The sequence below is a fragment of the Myceligenerans cantabricum genome (assembly GCF_054777735.1).
In genome coordinates, this window is the sequence record NZ_BAAHAJ010000005.1 from 299,741 (window position 1) to 318,076 (window position 18,336).

The following is an 18,336-nucleotide window of genomic DNA, read 5'->3' on the forward strand; positions in this document are numbered from 1 at the left end:
CCGCGCGCCCGGGACCCGCCGATGCCGACGCGACCCACTCGTGAATCGCTTCATAATGACGTATGGGCAACTCCACGAACGCGTCGAACGCGGCGGGTCCGGCGAGCGCGCGGACGCGCCGTCGGGCATCGATCACCGACGTCGCCAAGGCCGCCGGCGTCGCCGTCGGCACCGTCTCGAACGTGCTCAACAAGCCGGACCGGGTGCTCCCCGCGACCCGCGAGCGCGTGGAGGCCGCCATCGCCGAGCTGAGCTTCGTGCGCAACGGCTCGGCGCGGCAGCTCCGGGCGGGGACGCTGACAAGCGTCGGCGTCGTGGTGCTGGACCTCTCGAACCCGTTCTTCACCGACGCCGCGCGCGGCATCCAGGACCGCCTGGAGCGCGACTCGTTCACGCTCATGGTCGCCGGGTCCGACGAGGACCTGGACCGCGAGCGTCGCTACCTGCGGCTCTACGAGGAGCACGGGGTGCAGGGCATCATCGTCAGCCCGGCCACCGACGACATCGATCACGTCCTGGAGCTGCAGCAACGCGGCACGGCGGCCGTGCTGCTGGACCGGCCGTCGCCGGTCCCGGAGCTGGCCTCGGTCGCGGTGGACGACGTCGCCGGCGGGCGCCTCGCCGTCGAGCACCTGATCGCGCAGGGGCACGAGCGGATCGCCCTCCTCAACGGGCCGCACTCGATCCGGCAGTGCCGGGACCGCCTGGAGGGTGCCGTCGCCGCGATGACCGGCGCCGGGCTCGACCCCGGGACCGGGCTGGTGGAGATCACGGTGCCGAGCCTGAGCCCCGACGGGGGCGAGGCGGGGATCCGGGAGGCGCTGGAGCTGCCGGCCGCCACGCGCCCGACGGCCGTGTTCTGCGTGAACGACCTGGTCGCGCTAGGCGTGCTGCGCACGCTGCGCCGGGAGAGCGTCGCGGTCCCGGAGGAGGTCGCGGTGGTCGGGTACGACGACGTCACCTTCGCCGCGGAGCTCGCCACGCCGCTGACCTCTGTGCGGCAGCCGACGGTGGAGCTGGGCGCCTGCGCGGCCGACCTCCTGTTCCGCCCGGAGACCTCGCAGCCGGAACAGATGATGTTCTCCCCGGAACTGGTGCTCCGCGAGTCGTCGACCTCCCCCTGACGACTCACCCACCGACCCTCGCTGCTGATTCCGGTTCAACAGGGTTTCGAATCCATTCAAGGGAGCAGGAAAGGTCTCCGGCACCCTGTTGAACCGCCATCCAGCAGCAGTTGCGGGGCGATGCGGTCTAACGGGCGGGCAGTCGGACCACGCGGACCCCACCTGCCGGGATCGTCAGGGTGCCGTGGACCGTCGCGCCGGTCAGGAGTTCCCTGCCGGTGGTGCCCGTGTCCGTGCCCGTGTCCGTGCCCGTGTCCGTGCCCGTGTCCGTGCCCGTGTCCGTGCCCGTGTCCGTGTCCGTGTCCGTGCCCGTGCCCGTGTCCGTGCCCGTGTCCGTGTCCGTGTCCGTGTCCGACGACGGTTCCGGGCGGCCGGCGTCGACGGTGACCTCCGCGCCGGTGTGGTTGATCGCGAAGACGAACTCCGCGTCTTCGGCGACGCGGTGCACCACCTCGACGCCTTCCGGGAAGGCGACCGGCGGGAGGACGCCCGCCTCCTCCGCGACCCGGCGCGCGATGTGGGCGACCCCGTCGTCGGACAGGCGGGTGGCGACGTACCAGGCGGAACCGGCCGAGGACGCCGGGCCCGACCCGGACGTGCCCGCCGACCCAGCCGTTCCTGGCGACCCAACCGCTCCCGCCGACCCAGCCGTTCCCGCCGATCCGGCCGTTCCCGCCGATCCGGCCAGGTCCGCCAATCCGGCCAGGTCCGCCGAGGCAGCCGTTCCCTCCGCCCCAGCCAGGCCTGCCGACGGCCCGGTGCCCGGGCGTACGCCGTCGGCCCCGACCGTCCGGCGCGTGACCGCCGGGCTGCCCGGCAGCGGGCCGTCGTCGTACGCGGCGAGCACCTCGACGCCGTCGGACACCGTCGACTTCTCCGTCCAGAGATCGGCGGCGAGGCCGCCCGTGGGCAGCGACGCGCCGGAGACGCGCACCTGCTCGCCCTCCTGGAGCGGGAAGAACTCCTCGGTCCGCACACCCAGGAGGTCGCGGAACGCGCCCGGGTAGCCGCCGAGGCGGATGTGGTCGTGCTCGTCGGTGATCCCGGAGAAGTAGGTGATGAGCACACGTCCGCCGCGTTCGGCCACGGCGGAGACGCGGGCGGCGTCGGCGTCGGACACGAGGTAGAGGCTCGGCACCACGACCAGGTCATAGCCGTCCAGGTCACGCGACGGCGGCACGATGTCCACCGTCACCCCGAGACGCCACAACGCCTTGTACCAGGCCAGGACCTGATCGGGGTACCGCACCTGCGTGGGGTGGACGTCCTGCTCGCAGGCCCACCAGGCGGGCCAGTCCAGGACGAGGGCCGTCCGCGCGACCACGCGCGAGCCCCGGACCTCGCCGAGCGCCCGCACCGCCTGCCCCAGCCCGACCACGTCGCGCCACAGGTCCGAGTCCGTCCCGGCGTGCGGGACGAGGGCGCTGTGGTACTTCTCCGCGCCGGCCTTGCTCGCGCGCCACTGGAAGAACATCACGGCGTCGGACCCGCGTGCGACGTGCGCCAGGGAGTTCCGCACCATCTCCCCCGGCTGCTTGGCGCGGTTGCGTTCCTGCCAGTTCACGGCGCTCGTGGAGTGCTCCATGAGGATCCACGGGTCGCCGCCCGCGATCCCGCGGGCCAGGTCGGCGCTGAGGGAGAGGAGCAGATGCCGGTCCGGGTCCGCCGACATCGTGTAGTGGTCGTTCGCGACGACGTCCAGGTCGTCCGCCCAGGAGAAGTAGTCCATCTCCTGGTGGCTGCCGGCCATGAGGTTCGTGGTGGTCGGCACCTGCGGTGTGATCTCGCGGAGGGTGTCGCGCAGGTCGCGGTAGTAGTCCAGGAGCGCGTCCGAGCTGAACCGGTCGAAGTCGAGCCGCTGGGTGGGGTTCGCGAACGCGGTGGTCTCCAGTGGCGGGAGCACATCGTCGAACGATCCGTACCGCTGCGACCAGAACGCCGTCCCCCAGGCCTCGTTCAGTCCGTCGAGGTCGCCGTAGCGCTCGCGCAGCCAGTCGCGGAACCCCTCCGCGGCGGCCGGCGAGAAGTCGCGCGGCATGTGGCAGCCGATCTCGTTGTCGACGTGCCACAGCGCGAGGGCCGGGTGGTCCGCGTAGCGGCGCGCGACGCGCTCCGCCATGGCGACGGCGTAGTCGCGGAAGACCGGGTGGTGGACCGAGTAGGTCTGCCGGGAGCCCTGGGCCAGGACGGTCCCGTCGGCCCGCTGCGGGAGGATCTCGGGGTGCTTGCGGGTGAGCCACGGAGGGACCGCCGCGGTGGCCGTGGCCAGGGCGACCTGGATGCCCGCCGCGTGGAGGCGGTCCATCGTGGTGTCCAGCCAGGTCCAGTCGAGCTCGCCCTCGCGCGGCTCGATGGTGGCCCACGCGAAGATGGCGAGACTGACGATGTTCACGCCGGCCTCGCGCATGAGCTCGAGGTCCTCGAGACGGACGTCCTCGGGCCACTGCTCGGGGTTGTAGTCGCCGCCGAACCCGAGACCGTCCAGGCCGGCGTTCCAGGGACGGGTCTCAGCGGGGTCGAAGCTGCTGGGAGTGGTGCGTCGTCGCATGGGCCGAGTCTGGCATGAAACGGTTCAACGCCGACGCCACCGTCTCCCGGCCGCGCACCGGGGACGACGCCGGACCGGCGCCGCGTACGCACAAGAAGGTGCGCCGAATTCACCGCCGAGGCGATCAACGACCGACCGCGAGCCGAAGAGCTGGCACCGTGGGTGATTTCTTATTTTGAGTCGATTTCCTCCATCACACGCGGCCTTCCGGGGGCCGCTACGCTACCGCTTGCCGGGGGCCATCGTGTCGGCGATTCCACTTGGTCGAGGAGAGCCATGGAAAAGGTTTATGTCACGGGAATGGGCTCGTTCAGCCCGATCGGAAAGAACGTCGCCGAGCTCGAAGAGAATATGTTCGCCGGACGCCACGGCATCTCGCCCGTCGATCACTTCGACACCACGGACATGGCCGTGCGCGTGTGCGCCCAGATCAAGGACTACGCGCCCGAGGACCATTTCCCGGCCAACCAGGCCTGGCGACTCGACACGTACAGCCAGTTCGGTCTGCTCGCCGCGCGGGAGGCCGTCCAGGCCTCCGGGATCGCCGGCGCCGTCGACCCGCACCGGCTCGGTGTCTTCATGAGCAGCGGGTTCGGCGGGATCGGCACCGTCCTGGAGGAGCACGAGAAGATGCTCGAGCAGGGTCCGCGGCGCGTCTCCTCGATGCTGGTCCCCAAGTGGATCGGCAACATGCTCTCCGGCCTGGTGGCGATCGAGCACGGCGCGCGCGGGGCCGCGGTCGCCCACGTCGCCGCCTGCGCGTCGAGCGCGATGAGCATCGGCGAGGGGATGCGCGCCATCCGGCACGGCTACGCCGACGCCGTGATCTGCGGCGGTGGGGAAGGCATCGCGCAAAAGCTCGCCGTCGCGGGCTTCCAGAACCTGCGCGCACTGAGCACCGAGGCGGACCCGGACCGCGCGTGCCTCCCGTTCGACAAGCACCGCTCCGGCTTCGTCATGGGCGAGGGCGGTGCCGCGCTCGTCCTGGAGAGCGCGTCCCACGCGAAGGCCCGCGGCGCGACCGTCCACGCCGAGGTCTCCGGCTACGGCGCCACCAACGACGCCTGGCACGTCACCGCGCCGGCCGAGGACGGCGAGTCCGTCGACCGCGCGATCACCGACGCGCTCGCCGAGGCGGGCCTGCGGGACGAGACCGTGCACGTCAACGCGCACGGCACCGGAACGCCCAAGAACGACAGGCTCGAGGCCGCCGCCATCGAGCGGGTGCTCGGCGGCAAGGCGGTGGTGTCGTCGACCAAGTCCATGACCGGGCACCTTCTCGGCGCGGCCGGCGCCACCGAGGCCGTCGCGGCGGTCCTCGCGCTGCGGCGGCAGGCGGTCCCGCCGACCGTCGGCACGTCGGAGCTCGACGAGGACGTGCAGATCGACATCGTGCACGGCACCGCACGGCCGACGGCGCTGGACCGCGCGCTCTCCCTGTCGCTGGGCTTCGGCGGCCACAACACGTGCCTGGTCCTCGACCGCGCCGGCTCCTGATCACGCCCCCGGCCGTCGAGGTCCTCAGCCGGCGTGCACGGCGACCGGCTCGGCGGACCGGGGCGGGACGGGTGTGATCAGGCGGCGTGCAGCGCGGCGGCCTGCTGGACGTGGTCGTACAGGTCCTCGACGGTCCACAGGGGAGCACCGATCATCGTCGCGTGCTCGCCGACCTGGTCCTCGATCGCGAACATGAGCTCGAAGACGCTGCTCCAGCCGACGCCGACCTCCTCCAGCCCGTCGGTCATCGCCAGCTCCTCGGCGGGCTTCGTGGCGAAGCCGGCGAGTGCTTCCTTGAACGCGGTCTCAGTCATCTCATCTCTCCTTCTCGGGATATGTTCTCGACGGGCTCGAGCACCGGATGTCAGAAGCCCAGGTTTCTGAGCCAGGCCAGGAGCTCATCCTCGCGCTGCTGCGCCTTCTCGGCCTGCCACAGCCCCGCCTCGCGGGAATCCACCAGCAGGCCGTCCTTCAGATAGATCACCCGGTCGCCGCGGGCGGCGACGGCGGGGTCGTGGGTCACCATGACCACGGTCGTCCCACTGCGGTGCACGTCCGTGAGCGCATCCATCACCTCACCCGACATGCTGCTGTTCAACGCACCCGTCGGCTCGTCCGCGAACAACACCGACGGCTCACCCGCCAACGCACGACAGATCGACGCCCGCTGCAGCTGACCACCCGAGACCTGCGTGACGCCATGGTCCTTCAGGCCCGCGATACCGAAACGCTCCATCAACGCATCAGCACGTGCCAGAGCCGCCGCACGACCCTCCTTCGAAGCACCCTTGAGCGCCGGCAACAAGATGTTGTCCCGCACATCCAGATTGCTCAGGAAATGCGCCTGCTGGAACACGAAACCCATCCGCGTCAGCCGCACCCTGCTCATCTCGACATCGCTCAACGACGTCAGCTCCCGCCCCTCCAGCAGCACCACACCCTCGGTAGGACGGTCCATCCCACTGATGCTGTACAACAACGTCGACTTCCCCGAACCCGAAGCCCCCATGATCACCAGGAACTCCCCCGCACACACCGACAGATCGATCCCACGCAACACCTCCGTCGGCGGCTCGGTAGAAAAGTACGACTTACTCAGACCCCGCGACTCCAGGATCACATTTCCTTGATTCATGAACTGTCCCCTCACTCTCGGATCCACTGGCTCTTGTCCGCACGCCGGATCCCGGCGGTAAGCAGGACCACGCCGAGATACCCCGCCCCGACCAGCAGCAGCGGATACAGCACGTACACCAGCCACGGGTTCGGGATGAACGACAGGTCGGTGATCCCGATCCGAGCGGCGGTCAGCGCGGCGCTCGCCAGGGACTGCCCCGCGGTCGCCGCGAACACGAGGCCGGCCACCGTCCCGGCGCCCACCAGCAGCAGGGTCTTCGTCCTCACCTGCCCCACGAGCTCCCTCGACGAGAAGCCGACCGCGGTCAGCACACCCATCTTCGACCGGTCCCGCGCAAGCCGGAGCTTGAGGAACAAGCTCGTGACGAGCACCGCCACACCGAGCCCGAACACCAGAGCGATCCAGGCCGCGGCCCGCAACGAGTCGATGAGGACCCCCAGGACGTCCCGCACGTACTCCTGCGTCGGCTTCACCCCCGCCGTGGGGAACCGTGCGGCGTACTCGTCGGCGACCGCCGCGGGGTCCGTCGCGTCGCCGGCCAGGTCCGCGTAGATCCCGTAGGCCGAGGCGCCCTCGGTCACCTCGCCCGGCATCCTGGCGGTCTGCCCGCCATCGGTGATGTCCTGATAGATCCCGCTGATCTGCACCGTCGTCGGACCGTCGCCGTCGTAGAGCGTCAGCTCGTCCCCGACACCCACCTGGTACCGCTCAGCGTTCAGGACCGACAGCGCGAGCTGACCGTCCCGCGGGAGCCTCCCCTCGGTGAACCGGACACCTTCCTCCTCGGACTGGTCCCCGATCGCGACCCGCAGCCTCGCCCGGCCGTCCGCGCTGTCGGCGCTGTAGTCGACGTAGGCGACGGTCCGCACGTCCGTCAGGCGTTCGTCGGCCGCCATCGTGGCGACCAGTCGGTCCTTGACCTCGTCGACGTCCTCCTGGAACAGGATGTCCGCGCGCAGATCGCGCTCCGGCGCACCCAGGTAGGTCACGAACCGCGGGCTCTCGAACGTGCTGACCAGGTTCGCCGGGAGCGTGATCAGCACCGCGGTCAGGCCGAACACCACGGGCAGCAGCGCCCACGCGCGGCCCTCGGCCCGCAGGTCGAGGAAGGCCAGGCGCCGGTTGACGGTCGTGCCCGACGCCGAGGCCAGCCCGGTGCGCCGCACCCAGCGGGCCTGACGCCGGGCACGCCGGGCGGCCTGCTTCTCGTCCAGCGTGCTGCCGTGCACGAGAGCGCTGACGACCTCGATCCGCTTCACCCGGCCGAGCACGTTGCGGCAGATCCCGATCACCAGGAGGAAGACCACGGCCAGCGCGATCAGCGGCACCAGGAACGTCCAGATCCCCACGGGTGCCTGCGCGTAGCTCGCCTGGATGCCCTGCGTCAGCGCGTTCGCCGCGACGAGCGCGAGCAGTCCTCCGACGACGCACGCGACCAGCGTCAGGACGCTGTACTTCGCCAGGTAGAGCCCGGAGATGGCGCGGTCCGGGATCCCGATCGCCTTCATCGCGCCGATCTCGTGCACCTCGTCCTGCAGCGTCCCGGAGATGACGAACCGCAGGTTCAGCAGCGCGATCGCGACCAGGATCAGGCTGACGAACACCAGCGCGAACGCGACCAGGCCGTCGCTGAGCATGCTGACGATCCGTAGCTGCTGACTCGTGATCGCCTGGCCGTTGGTCGGGAGCCCGCCCGCACCCTCGTACGCCGTCTGGAGCGCGTTCGCGTCGCCCTCGCCCGCCAGCCGGTACTCCGCGATGATCTCCGGCGTGGCGCCTCCGGCCCGCTCCAGCGCCTCGAAGTCCTCGGGGTGGACCAGGAACCGGGCCGACGGCGAGAGCGACGCCGCCATCTGCGAGTCCTTCACCGGACCCTGGACCTCGAGCTCGTGCGGCCCGGAGTCCGTCCTGACCGTGAGGACGTCCCCGGCCGTCAGCCCGTACCGCTGCGCGTAGACGACCGGGACGTAGACCTCGCCCGGCGCGGGCTCGACGACGCTCCCGGTCTCGTCGACCAGGAGGTCGAACTCCTCGTTCTGCGCGACGAACAGGTTGTCGATCCGGCTGGCGGCCAGGTCACCGTTCTCACCGGTGCCCGGCCGCTCCCAGCCGAGGGAGGTGCTCTCGAAGCCGAGCATCTCCTCGACGAGCCACGCGTCGATCTCCGCCTCGTGGTCGGACGCGAACTGCTCCAGTGCGGCCCTGTCATAGTCCCCCAGGTGCATCTGCAGGAAGTCCGGGGGCTTGCCCTGCTCGGACAGCTGGGCGATGGAGCCGGACAGCCGCTCGATCACCATGGACCCGGTCGCCATCAGGAAGGCACTCAGGATCAGGACCACGAGGAGCGCCGCGTTGACGCCCTTGTTCCGGACCAGGTCTCCCATGGCGTACCGCAGGTACATCGATCGCCGTACCGGTCCGCGGGCGGATCTGTACGGTGGACTGCCTTGCGTCCGGTGCAGGCTCATGACCAGCAACGTAGCCACCGGGGCGCCGGCTGCCGAGACCTTCCGCGGTCTTCCAGGGAGGATCTCCGGGCATGCCCGGGTACCCCTCAGGGTCCCGGCGCCCGAACCTCAGGGATACGACTCGGGCCATCACCCGGACCGGGGCAGCTCGCTCCCCTCGCCGCGGCCCGGAACGACCGGGCCCTGACGAGTCCGGCCGCGCTCCCCTCGGACCAGAAGGCCGGTCCGGGTTCCGGCCGGAGCCGGCGGACCCGGAGCACGGCCGCCAGCTCGCGTTCCGTGCACCCCTCGGCGCTGACGCTGAGATGGCAGGCGGGCTCCGTGGCGACGAGGGTGAGGATGTCGCCGGACTCGAACGTGTCCAGCTCGCCCAGCGGTGTCGTCAGCCCCAGACCGGTGCGCTTCGCCACCGCCTCCTTCCTGGTCCACAGCGGCGCGAGGTCGTCGGCGTCGCGGAGCCGGTCCGCCAGGAAGAGCTCACCCGGTGCCGCGATGCGGGCGAAGAGCCCGTCGTCGTACCGCACGCGGGACTGCACGTCGACGCCCACCGGCGTCGGGCCGAGGACGCACGCGCAGACGGACGCGTCATGCGACCAGTTGAAGTGCCACCCGACGACTCCGGCGAACCGTGGTTTGCCGTGCTCACCACGGACGACCTCGGGCAGCGGGCCGCCGGCACGCTCTCTCCACAGGTACTGCAGCAGCGAGAACGCGACGACGCTCGCGTACCGGTCCTGCTTCCGGTGATACCGGTCGGCCCGCTCCCGGCGCTCCGCCGGGACGCTCGCGCGAAGCCGCCGGAACTCGTCGTCGTCCAGCAGGTCCGGCCGGGCGACGACGAGATCGATCGCGCGGTCGGTCATCCGGTGACCGACCGCGGACCGACCGGCCGCTGGCGCGCGGGCATCACTCCGCCCGGTCGAGGACCAGGCAGGCGTTGTGGCCGCCGAAGCCCAGGGAGAGGGAGACCGCACGGCGGAACTCCATGCTCCTCGGTCCGCCGTGGACGACGTCGACCTGGATGTCCTCGTCCAGCTCGCGCGTGCCCACCGTGGACGGCACCTCCTGCCGCCGCAGCGCGAGCACCGAGGCCACCGCCTCGATCGCGCCCGCACCGCCCAGCAGGTGACCGGTCATCGACTTGGTCGAGGACACCACCGCCTTGCCGCCGATCGTCCGGGCGATCGCCGCGGACTCCAGCTTGTCGTTCTTGACGGTGCTCGTGCCGTGCGCGTTGACGTAGAGCGCCTCGTCGCTGGGGCCTGCGTCGGCCAGCGCGTCGGTGACGGCCCGGTCGACCGACTCGCCGTGCAGGGCGGGGGCGGTCATGTGGGCGGCGTCGTCGGTGAGCGCGTAGCCGGAGACCTCGGCGAGGATCTTCGCGCCACGGGCGCGCGCGTGCGACTCGCTCTCCAGGACCAGGGCGGCCCCGCCCTCACCCATGACGAACCCGGAACGGTCCTTGTCGAACGGGATGCAGGCGCGGTCCGGGTCGTGCTCGGTGGTCAGCGCGCGGAGGTTCTGGAAGCCGGAGACGATCAGCTTCTGGGTGGCGGCCTCGCCGGCGCCGCAGATCATCGCGTCCACGTAGCCGTGCCGGATGGCGCGCATCGCCTCGCCGATGCTCATCGCGCTCGCCGCGCAGGCGCCGCCGTGCGCGGCGGCCGGGCCGCGGGCGCCGGTGTCGATGGCGACCAGGCCGGAGAGCAGGTTGCCGAGGAACTTGGGCACGGTGAGCGGTGAGACCTTGCCGGCGCCCTGACGCTCCAGCGTGGCGTTCTCCCCGAGAAGGGTTCCGGTCCCGCCGAACGACGTCGTCAGGTAGACGCCGAGCCTGTACAGGTCGACGTCGTCGAGAATCCCCGACTCCTGAACCGCCTCGCGCGCCGCGATCATGCCGAACTGGCTGTACGTGTCCATCCGGTGCGCGTCGCGCTCGGTGAAGTAGTCCCCGGTGTCGTACCCCTTGACCGGGGCGTTCACCCGCACGGCCATGTCCGAGGTGTCGAACTGATCGATGGTCGCGATGCCGTGGCGGCCCGCGAACAGGTTCTCCTCGAACTCGGCGACGTTCTTTCCGATCGGGCTTATCACGCCCATGCCTGTGATGACGACCTTTTCCATGGTTCCCCCGGGTCCCGTGATTGTTCCGGTAGATATCGAGGGCCACGAGCCCACCGCGCCGTCAGCCACCGCCGCGTCCCCGCGGCGGCTGCTGACGGCGGAGGTCACGCTGCCCGACGCCACAGGCCCGGGGCGGGTCGCCGGGAGTACTCGCACTCCCCGCAGCCCGCCTTTCCGGGACCGGCGGTACCGATGTCCTGCGCTCGGTGAATCAGGCGTTGTTGAGCTCGGCGGCCTTCTGCACGTGGTCGTAGAGGTTCTGGACCGTCGACATGTCGCCGTCGATCGTCGTCGCGTGCTCGCCGACCTGGTCCTCGATCTTGATCATGAGCTCGAAGACGCTGATCGAGTCGACGCCGATCTCCTCGAGCTCGTCGGTCATCGCCAGCTCCTCGGCCGACTTCGTGGCGAAGCCGGCGAGTGCTTCCTTGAACGCGGTCTCAGTCATGTCATCTCTCCTTCAGAGTTCGGGTATCAGAGTTCGGGTATGAGTTCGGGTCTCGAGCACCGGGTCTCGAGAGTCGGGTGTCAGAAGCCCAGGGTCCTGAGCCAGGTCATGAGGTCGTCCTCGCGCTGCTGCGCCTTCTCGGCCTGCCACAGCCCCGCCTCGCGGGAATCCACCAGCAGGCCGTCCTTCAGATAGATCACCCGGTCGCCGCGGGCGGCGACGGCGGGGTCGTGGGTCACCATGACCACGGTCGTCCCACTGCGGTGCACGTCCGTGAGCGCATCCATCACCTCACCCGACATGCTGCTGTTCAACGCACCCGTCGGCTCGTCCGCGAACAACACCGACGGCTCACCCGCCAACGCACGACAGATCGACGCCCGCTGCAGCTGACCACCCGAGACCTGCGTGACGCCATGGTCCTTCAGGCCCGCGATACCGAAACGCTCCATCAACGCATCAGCACGTGCCACAGCCGCCGCACGACCCTCCTTCGAAGCACCCTTGAGCGCCGGCAACAAGATGTTGTCCCGCACATCCAGATTGCTCAGGAAATGCGCCTGCTGGAACACGAAACCCATCCGCGTCAGCCGCACCCTGCTCATCTCGACATCGCTCAACGACGTCAGCTCCCGCCCCTCCAGCAGCACCACACCCTCGGTAGGACGGTCCATCCCACTGATGCTGTACAACAACGTCGACTTCCCCGAACCCGAAGCCCCCATGATCACCAGGAACTCCCCCGCACACACCGACAGATCGATCCCACGCAACACCTCCGTCGGCGGCTCGGTAGAAAAGTACGTCTTGCTCAGACCCTGCGACTCCAGGATCACATTTCCTTGATTCATGATTCTTTCCTCATCCCCTGAGCCACTGGCTCTTGTCCGCACGCCGGATCCCGGCGGTAAGCAGGACCACGCCGAGATACCCCGCCCCGACCAGCAGCAGCGGGTACAGCACGTACACCAGCCACGGGTTCGGGATGAACGACAGGTCCGAGATGTTCATCTGGAGCGCGGCGAGCAGCCCGCTCGCGAAGGTCTCCCCGCCCGTCGCGGCGAAGACGATCCCGAGCAGCGTTCCGGCGACCACCGTGAGCAGCGTCTTGGTCCGCACCTGCCCGATGATCTCGCTCGCCGAGAAGCCGACCGCGGTCAGCACACCCATCTTCGACCGGTCCCGCGCAAGCCGGAGCTTGAGGAACAAGCTCGTGACGAGCACCGCCACACCGAGCCCGAAGATCAGCGCCAGCCAGGCCGCGCTGCGGAACGCACCGGTCGTCCCGGCGAACGTCTGCTCCAGGTACTCCGCCATCGGGAAGACGACGGCGGTGGGGAACTGCTCCCCCAGCGCGTCCGCGATGGCCACCGGATCCTCGCCGTCGGCCACGTTCGCGTAGAAGATGTACGCGGACGCGCCGTGTGTGATCTCGCCCTGCATCTTGGCAGTCTTCCCGCCGGCCGTGAGGTCCTGGTAGATACCGCTGACCTCGACGTCGGCCGACTCCCCGCCGCGCTCGACGGTCATCGTGTCGCCGACGCCCACCTGGAGCTCGGCGGCGTTCAGCGCGGACAGCGCGATCTGTCCGGCCTCCGGCGCGCCGCCCTCGGTGAACCGGATCGTGTCGCCGGAGTAGTCACCGACCTCGACGGGCAGGTTCACCGCGCCTTCGGTGCCCTCGGTCCGGTACTGCACGCTCGCGTAGGCCCTCAGGTCGGTGAGCCGCTCGTCGCCTTCCAGCGCGGTGGCCATCTCCTGGCGCACGCCGTCGACGTCCTCCTGGAACTGCAGGTCGACACGCAGGTCGCGCTCCGGCGCACCCATGTAGGTCACGAACTGCGGGCTCTCGAACGTGCTGAGCAGGTTGGCCGGGATGGTGATCAGCACCGCCGTCAGGAAGAACACGACGGGCACGAGGATCCACTGCCCGCCCTCGGCCCGCAGGTCGAGGAAGGCCAGGCGCCGGTTGACGGTCGTGCCCGACGCCGAGGCCAGCCCGGTGCGCCGCACCCAGCGGGCCTGACGCCGGGCACGCCGGGCGGCCTGCTTCTCGTCCAGCGTGCTGCCGTGCACGAGAGCGCTGACGACCTCGATCCGCTTCACCCGGCCGAGCACGTTGCGGCAGATCCCGATCACCAGGAGGAAGACCACGGCCAGCGCGATCAGCGGCACCAGGAACGTCCACAGACCGACCTCCGCCGTGGCGTAGTTCGCCTGGAGGCTCTGCGTCAGGAAGTTCGTGGCGAAGATCGCGAGGATGCCGCCGATGACGCAGGCGACCAGCGTCATCGCGGTGTACTTGGACAGATACAGTCCCGAGATGGCGCGGTCCGGGATCCCGATCGCCTTCATCGCGCCGATCTCGTGCACCTCGTCCTGCAGCGTCCCGGAGATGACGAACCGCAGGTTCAGCAGCGCGATGACGATGAGCAGCAGGCTGACGAAGATCAGCGCCATGGCCGACAGGCCGTCGCTGAACGTGTTGATGATCTGGATCTGCTGGTCCGTGATCGCCGGCCCGTTCTTCGGCAGCGCCTCGTCCGACTCGTAGGCGGACTGGAAGTCGTTCGCCGTCCCCGCGTCCGCGAGCCGGTACTCGACGATGACCTCGGGCAGGCCACCGGCCTGCCGGAGCTGCTCGAAGTCCTGGTCGGCGATCAGCACGCGGGTCGCGCTGTTCGCCGACGCCGCCATCTGGGCGTCCTTGACGACGCCCTGCACGTCCAGGGTGAACGGCCCCTCGTCGGTCGAGACCGTCAGCGTGTCACCGGCCTGCAGGCCGAACGCCTGCTGGTACTTGACCGGGACGTAGACCTCTCCGGCGGCCGGCTCCGGGATGTCGCCGTTCTCGTCGACGAGGTAGTCGAACTCGTCGTTCTGCGTGACGAAGAGGTTGTCGAACCGGCTCGAGCTCATGGAGCCGGACTCGCCCGTGGCCGGACGGTCCCAGCTGAGCGCGTTGCTCTCGTAGCCCACCATCTCGGTGACGAGCCAGGAGTCGATCTCGTCGTGCCCGGCGGCGAACGAGTCCAGCGCCGCCGTGTCGTACTCCCCCTTGTGCATCTGCAGGAAGTGCGGCGGCTTGGCCTGCTCGAACAGCCCACCGACGGAGCCTGCCAGCCGCTCGACCACCATGGACCCCGTCGCCATCAGGAAGGCGCTCAGGATCAGGATCACGATCAGGGCGGCGTTGATGCCCTTGTTGCGCATCAGATCGTTGTAGGCGTACCGGAGATACGGTCGCTCTCCGTTGTTCACTCGAAGCTCCAGACTCCCGGGATCTGCAACGACATCCAGGTGAGGACGAGGTGGTAGATCACGTCGAGGACGATGTTGAAGATCTCGATGCGGTCCCACTTACCGGTAGCCCGGTGCTTGCGCACGATCTCCTGGGTATGGGTCCAGAGCCCGCTGAGACCGTAGATGTACAGCGTGACGAGCACGCCCACCCAGAAGTTCCCCTGGAACCAGATGGCCAGCACGCCCATCACGCCCAGCCCGAGCTGGGCGAAACCGTACTTGATCTGGAACGGCCCGCTCGGCCAGTCGAGCTTGGCGGCCGTACGCTCCGGGGTCAGCACGTTGATGATGAAGCCCGCGACGGCGATGAAGCCGTGCGACGTCACGAACTGGTGCAGCAGCAGGGTCCTCAGGATGGTGACCTGGTCGGCCGGAAAACCCAGGATCCCCAGATGGATGCCCGCGGTGAGGAGCCCCATGCCGATGATGACGACGATCCACATTGCTCTCTAGTGCCTCTCTGTATCGGCCGCTCCCGCGGCCTGCAGGGCGTATCCCCGCTCGATGGTCCGGATACTCCTCACCCGGTAGATCACACCAGCCATGACGACGAGCAGCAGGCCGACGATCATGAACATCAGGCCGATCCCGCGGGACTCCCCGACGCCGATGACGCGGCCGACGCTGTCCGCCAGCGTGCCGCCGTCGACGAGCAGCGGGTTGAAGACGTAGTCGGCCAGCACCCCGGAGACCCCGTACGCGGCGATGTAGCCGACCTGCGAGATGAGGCCCATCAGGCCCCACACCCGCCCTTGCGTCTCGTTCGGGATGGCCGAGCGGGCGAGCACCTCGACGCTCGTGTTCAGCACGGGCAGGGTCATGAAGAAGACGAATCCGAGCGCGCCGATCAGCAGGATGTTCTCCGTCATGCCCATCCCGGCGACGACGACGCCGCCCCCCGCGAGCGCGACGGCCATGTAGGCGCGGTGCCGCGTCCCCATGCTGAAGACGCTGATGGCGATGCTCGCGACGATCATTCCGACGGCCGCGACGGACCGGACGACGCCGAGCGCCTCCTCGTCCCCGAGGTCGAGCACCATCGGGGTGAGCAGGGTCTGGAGGAACCCCATGCAGAAGGTCACGAGCGTGACCAGCAGCATCATCACGGTGATGCCCTGGTTCCGGCCGAGGAACGTCACGCCGAAGCGGAACTCCTCCCAGAATCCCGTCTGCGTCCGCACCTCGTCGTCCGGCGCAGCCGGGCCTCGTCCCCGCACCGTGCGCCAGACGAGCAGCATCACGCCGATCGTGACGACCATCGTCGCGAGGTCGATGACGATCACGGTCCGCACGCTCGACACCGCCATGATGACTCCGGCGATCGCGGGCGAGAGCAGGAACTGCGACGCCCCCGCGAGCTGCACCATGCCACCGGCCCGCGCGTACTGCTCGGGCGTCAGCAGGTCGCTGACGGTCGCGCGGTACGCGGGATCCATGACGGAGGTGAACACGGAGCTCAGCGCGACGCACCCGCAGATCACCGGGACGGAGCCGAGTCCGGTGCTCATCGCGACCAGCAGCAGGACCAGCCCGACCGCCGACAGCGTGTCGCTGAGGATCATCAGCAGCCGCCGGTCGAACCGGTCGGCGAGCACCCCCGCGAACGGGGTGAGCAGCACCCCGGGCAGGAACGCCGCGAGCGTCACCGCCGCGACCGACGTGCTGGCCCCGGTCTGCTGGTAGACGTGCACGCCGAGCCCGAACCCCGTCAGCCCGTTCCCGATCCGCGCGAACATCTGCGCCACCCAGATGAGCAGGAACGCTCGGAAGTTGCGCTGGATCTCCGCGGCCGACGGCAGGGGTCGTGCCGTGTCCGACGGCGGCGCCGTGCCGCGCGGGGCATCCCCCGCGCGGTCCTCGGCGACGTCGTCGGACACGGTGTTCTCCGTGGCGCTCACGGGACCCCCACCGCGACGCGGGCGAGCTCGTCGAGGATCCGGCCCACCCGCGCGGGGGCGTCGAGCACGTACATGTGCCCCTGCTCCGCGAGGAGGTGGTGCCGGATCGGCGTGGCGAGGTAGTCCTGCCACGCCTCGGTGGAGCCCGCCGGCGTCTGGGAGTCCTGGCCGCCGAGGATCAGCCGCGTACGGACGTCCAGCAGCGTGACCGGGCGGCGGCGCACCTCTTCGAGAACCTGGTAGTCCGCACGGAACGCGGGGACGAACATCGCCATGAGGTCCCTGTCCTGCGCCACTGCCTCGGGGAACGTCCCGAACGACTGCAGGTGGCGGATCAGTTCCTCCTCCGGCAGCGCGCCGTAGCCCTGCACCGGGAGGTGCCGGGGGGCGGCCGAGGCCGACAGGACGAGGTCGCTCGGACGTCGCCCGTCGAACCCGGCGTCGGCCGCCATCGCGAGCAGCACGTGGTACGCCACGGTGCTGCCCATGCTGTGCCCGAAGAACACGGCCCCCGGCCTCAGGACGTCGCGCAGGTTCCCGAGGTACAGGTCGACGAGGTCGTCGAGCCGGTGCACCGGTCCGAGCGTGCTGGAGCCGCGCCCCGGGGGGTTGACGGTCCAGACGTCCCAGTCCTCCTCGAGGGTCTCGACCAGTGCGTTGAACGACGCGCCGAACCCGCCGAGGAACGGGAACATGACGATCTGCCGCCCCTGCGGTGACGGCCGAAGGTTCCACAGCACAGAGGTGCTCATGCCGGCTCCGGCTCCTTCGCGGCGTCCTGCTTGCTGCGGTCGCCCTTGCCCGGGAACGGCGCACCCACGCGGGTCGTGTACTCGTTCTCCAGGTACTCCGGGAAGGTGTGGATCGGCTCGAGCCTGCCGCCACCCTGCGCCTTCAGCACGAAGTACAGGACGAGGACCAGGATGCCGAACAGGCTGATCTGGACCCACTGCGTGTCCGCCGCGAAGATGTACAGCCCGAAGTGGCTGCCCGACGCCGACATCCAGAACGGCAGGATGAAGAAGAGCGTGCTGCCCTTCATCTTGCTCATCAGCAGCGACATCCCGATGCCCAGCACGCAGAGCTGCGCGGTGTACAGGGGCCAGATGGTGGCCTGCTCGAGCGAGCCGACCAGGTAGCTCGGCGCGACGAAGACGCCGATGGCGACGCCCGTCAGGACACCGGCCCAGATCCGGCTGCCCGTGGCGCGATGCATGAGCGGCAGGAAGAAGCCGAAGAAGCCGATCCCGATGGCGACCATGCCGACTTCCATGTAGAACAGCTCGAGGAACCGCAGCGCGCCCTCGCCGAAGCTCATCGGGTCCGGCGGCACCTCGATGCCGAAGAGCTGGCTCAGCCACCGGACCGCGAAGATGTACAGCAGCATGAGGCCCAGGAGGACCGGGATCCAGGGGAGCTCCTGCTTCCGGGGCACCCACGTGCGGAAGAAGTTGGCCACCCCGCGCCAGCCGTCGTACCAGAGCAGCACGGCGATCGCGGCGATCCCCGGCATGTGCAGCACGAGGATCACGACAGGGCTGGTGGTCTCCATCTCGCCGAGAGTCGCCACCATGAAGTCGTAGTTCAGCAGGTAGGCCGCCACGGTTCCCCAGAGGGAACCGATGGTGAGCACCAGGAAGAACCAGACGTACTTGCCGTAGCCCTTCAGGCCGAGCTTTTCCGTCTTCTTGTTGCCGCCCGGCGACGTCGTCGCGGGCTCGGCGGCCTCGGACCGGGTCTGGCCGGGCTCCGCCGTGGAGGACACAGTTGCTTCGGACACGATCTTTC

At 69.6% G+C, this 18,336-nt stretch carries 15 protein-coding genes; 2 read left to right on the top strand and 13 right to left on the bottom strand.

Features of this window, described 5'->3' with window-relative positions:
• Positions 1-62: 62 nt before the first annotated feature.
• The gene (locus tag ACYU96_RS06180) at positions 63-1,124 is read left to right on the top strand and encodes a LacI family DNA-binding transcriptional regulator (RefSeq protein WP_460750336.1); all 1,062 of its coding nucleotides are present in this window, start codon (positions 63-65) and stop codon (positions 1,122-1,124) included.
• 127 nt (positions 1,125-1,251) lie between these two features.
• Here ACYU96_RS06180 and ACYU96_RS06185 read toward each other — a convergent pair whose 3' ends face one another.
• Positions 1,252-3,672, bottom strand: coding sequence for a beta-galactosidase (locus ACYU96_RS06185; protein ID WP_460750339.1), 2,421 nt, complete (start codon positions 3,670-3,672; stop codon positions 1,252-1,254).
• Positions 3,673-3,948: 276 nt separating this feature from the next.
• On the opposite strand from ACYU96_RS06185, the gene ACYU96_RS06190 reads away from it, so the two are divergent.
• On the top strand, positions 3,949-5,169 hold the full coding sequence (locus tag ACYU96_RS06190) for a beta-ketoacyl-[acyl-carrier-protein] synthase family protein (RefSeq protein WP_460750342.1): 1,221 nt from the start codon (positions 3,949-3,951) through the stop codon (positions 5,167-5,169).
• Positions 5,170-5,246: 77 nt separating this feature from the next.
• On the opposite strand, the gene ACYU96_RS06195 is transcribed toward ACYU96_RS06190, so the two are convergent.
• From ACYU96_RS06195 to ACYU96_RS06250, 12 genes are all read right to left on the bottom strand, one after another.
• Positions 5,247-5,483: a hypothetical protein gene (locus tag ACYU96_RS06195; RefSeq protein WP_460750345.1), complete on the bottom strand. Its 237-nt coding sequence runs from the start codon at positions 5,481-5,483 to the stop codon at positions 5,247-5,249.
• A 50-nt stretch (positions 5,484-5,533) separates the two neighbouring features.
• Positions 5,534-6,304: an ABC transporter ATP-binding protein gene (locus ACYU96_RS06200; RefSeq protein ID WP_460750348.1), complete on the bottom strand. Its 771-nt coding sequence runs from the start codon at positions 6,302-6,304 to the stop codon at positions 5,534-5,536.
• Positions 6,305-6,315: 11 nt separating this feature from the next.
• Complete coding sequence (locus ACYU96_RS06205; protein WP_460750352.1) at positions 6,316-8,775, bottom strand: ABC transporter permease; 2,460 nt, start codon at positions 8,773-8,775, stop codon at positions 6,316-6,318.
• 86 nt (positions 8,776-8,861) lie between these two features.
• Positions 8,862-9,638: a 4'-phosphopantetheinyl transferase family protein gene (locus ACYU96_RS06210; RefSeq protein WP_460750355.1), complete on the bottom strand. Its 777-nt coding sequence runs from the start codon at positions 9,636-9,638 to the stop codon at positions 8,862-8,864.
• Positions 9,639-9,681: 43 nt separating this feature from the next.
• Complete coding sequence (locus ACYU96_RS06215; RefSeq protein WP_460750358.1) at positions 9,682-10,899, bottom strand: beta-ketoacyl-[acyl-carrier-protein] synthase family protein; 1,218 nt, start codon at positions 10,897-10,899, stop codon at positions 9,682-9,684.
• 211 nt (positions 10,900-11,110) lie between these two features.
• Positions 11,111-11,347 (bottom strand): acyl carrier protein, encoded by a 237-nt coding sequence (locus ACYU96_RS06220; protein WP_460750361.1) that lies wholly within the window; start codon positions 11,345-11,347, stop codon positions 11,111-11,113.
• An 80-nt stretch (positions 11,348-11,427) separates the two neighbouring features.
• Positions 11,428-12,198 carry an ABC transporter ATP-binding protein gene (locus ACYU96_RS06225; RefSeq protein WP_460750364.1) on the bottom strand — a complete coding sequence of 257 codons (771 nt, stop codon included), beginning with the start codon at positions 12,196-12,198 and terminating at the stop codon, positions 11,428-11,430.
• Positions 12,199-12,208: 10 nt separating this feature from the next.
• The gene (locus ACYU96_RS06230; protein WP_460750367.1) at positions 12,209-14,560 is read right to left on the bottom strand and encodes an ABC transporter permease; all 2,352 of its coding nucleotides are present in this window, start codon (positions 14,558-14,560) and stop codon (positions 12,209-12,211) included.
• A gap of 44 nt (positions 14,561-14,604) precedes the next feature.
• Entirely contained in the window at positions 14,605-15,093 is a 489-nt protein-coding gene (locus ACYU96_RS06235) for a DUF6790 family protein (RefSeq protein WP_460750370.1), read from the bottom strand.
• A gap of 6 nt (positions 15,094-15,099) precedes the next feature.
• Positions 15,100-16,548: an MFS transporter gene (locus tag ACYU96_RS06240; protein WP_460750373.1), complete on the bottom strand. Its 1,449-nt coding sequence runs from the start codon at positions 16,546-16,548 to the stop codon at positions 15,100-15,102.
• The gene (locus ACYU96_RS06245) at positions 16,545-17,300 is read right to left on the bottom strand and encodes a thioesterase II family protein (protein ID WP_460750376.1); all 756 of its coding nucleotides are present in this window, start codon (positions 17,298-17,300) and stop codon (positions 16,545-16,547) included. The genes ACYU96_RS06240 and ACYU96_RS06245 overlap by 4 nt, the downstream gene beginning before the upstream one ends.
• A complete protein-coding gene (locus tag ACYU96_RS06250; protein WP_460750378.1) occupies positions 17,297-18,328 on the bottom strand; it encodes a hypothetical protein in 1,032 nt (343 codons plus the stop codon). Before ACYU96_RS06250 ends, ACYU96_RS06245 begins: the two co-directional genes overlap by 4 nt.
• Positions 18,329-18,336: the final 8 nt, after the last annotated feature.

Coding starts and splice junctions, on each gene's coding strand:
- ACYU96_RS06180 (WP_460750336.1), top strand. CDS start 63: ATGGGCAACTCCACGAACGCGTCGAACGCGGCGGGTCCGGCGAGCGCG.
- ACYU96_RS06185 (WP_460750339.1), bottom strand. CDS start 3,672: ATGCGACGACGCACCACTCCCAGCAGCTTCGACCCCGCTGAGACCCGT.
- ACYU96_RS06190 (WP_460750342.1), top strand. CDS start 3,949: ATGGAAAAGGTTTATGTCACGGGAATGGGCTCGTTCAGCCCGATCGGA.
- ACYU96_RS06195 (WP_460750345.1), bottom strand. CDS start 5,483: ATGACTGAGACCGCGTTCAAGGAAGCACTCGCCGGCTTCGCCACGAAG.
- ACYU96_RS06200 (WP_460750348.1), bottom strand. CDS start 6,304: ATGAATCAAGGAAATGTGATCCTGGAGTCGCGGGGTCTGAGTAAGTCG.
- ACYU96_RS06205 (WP_460750352.1), bottom strand. CDS start 8,775: ATGAGCCTGCACCGGACGCAAGGCAGTCCACCGTACAGATCCGCCCGC.
- ACYU96_RS06210 (WP_460750355.1), bottom strand. CDS start 9,638: ATGACCGACCGCGCGATCGATCTCGTCGTCGCCCGGCCGGACCTGCTG.
- ACYU96_RS06215 (WP_460750358.1), bottom strand. CDS start 10,899: ATGGAAAAGGTCGTCATCACAGGCATGGGCGTGATAAGCCCGATCGGA.
- ACYU96_RS06220 (WP_460750361.1), bottom strand. CDS start 11,347: ATGACTGAGACCGCGTTCAAGGAAGCACTCGCCGGCTTCGCCACGAAG.
- ACYU96_RS06225 (WP_460750364.1), bottom strand. CDS start 12,198: ATGAATCAAGGAAATGTGATCCTGGAGTCGCAGGGTCTGAGCAAGACG.
- ACYU96_RS06230 (WP_460750367.1), bottom strand. CDS start 14,560: ATGCGCAACAAGGGCATCAACGCCGCCCTGATCGTGATCCTGATCCTG.
- ACYU96_RS06235 (WP_460750370.1), bottom strand. CDS start 15,093: ATGTGGATCGTCGTCATCATCGGCATGGGGCTCCTCACCGCGGGCATC.
- ACYU96_RS06245 (WP_460750376.1), bottom strand. CDS start 17,300: ATGAGCACCTCTGTGCTGTGGAACCTTCGGCCGTCACCGCAGGGGCGG.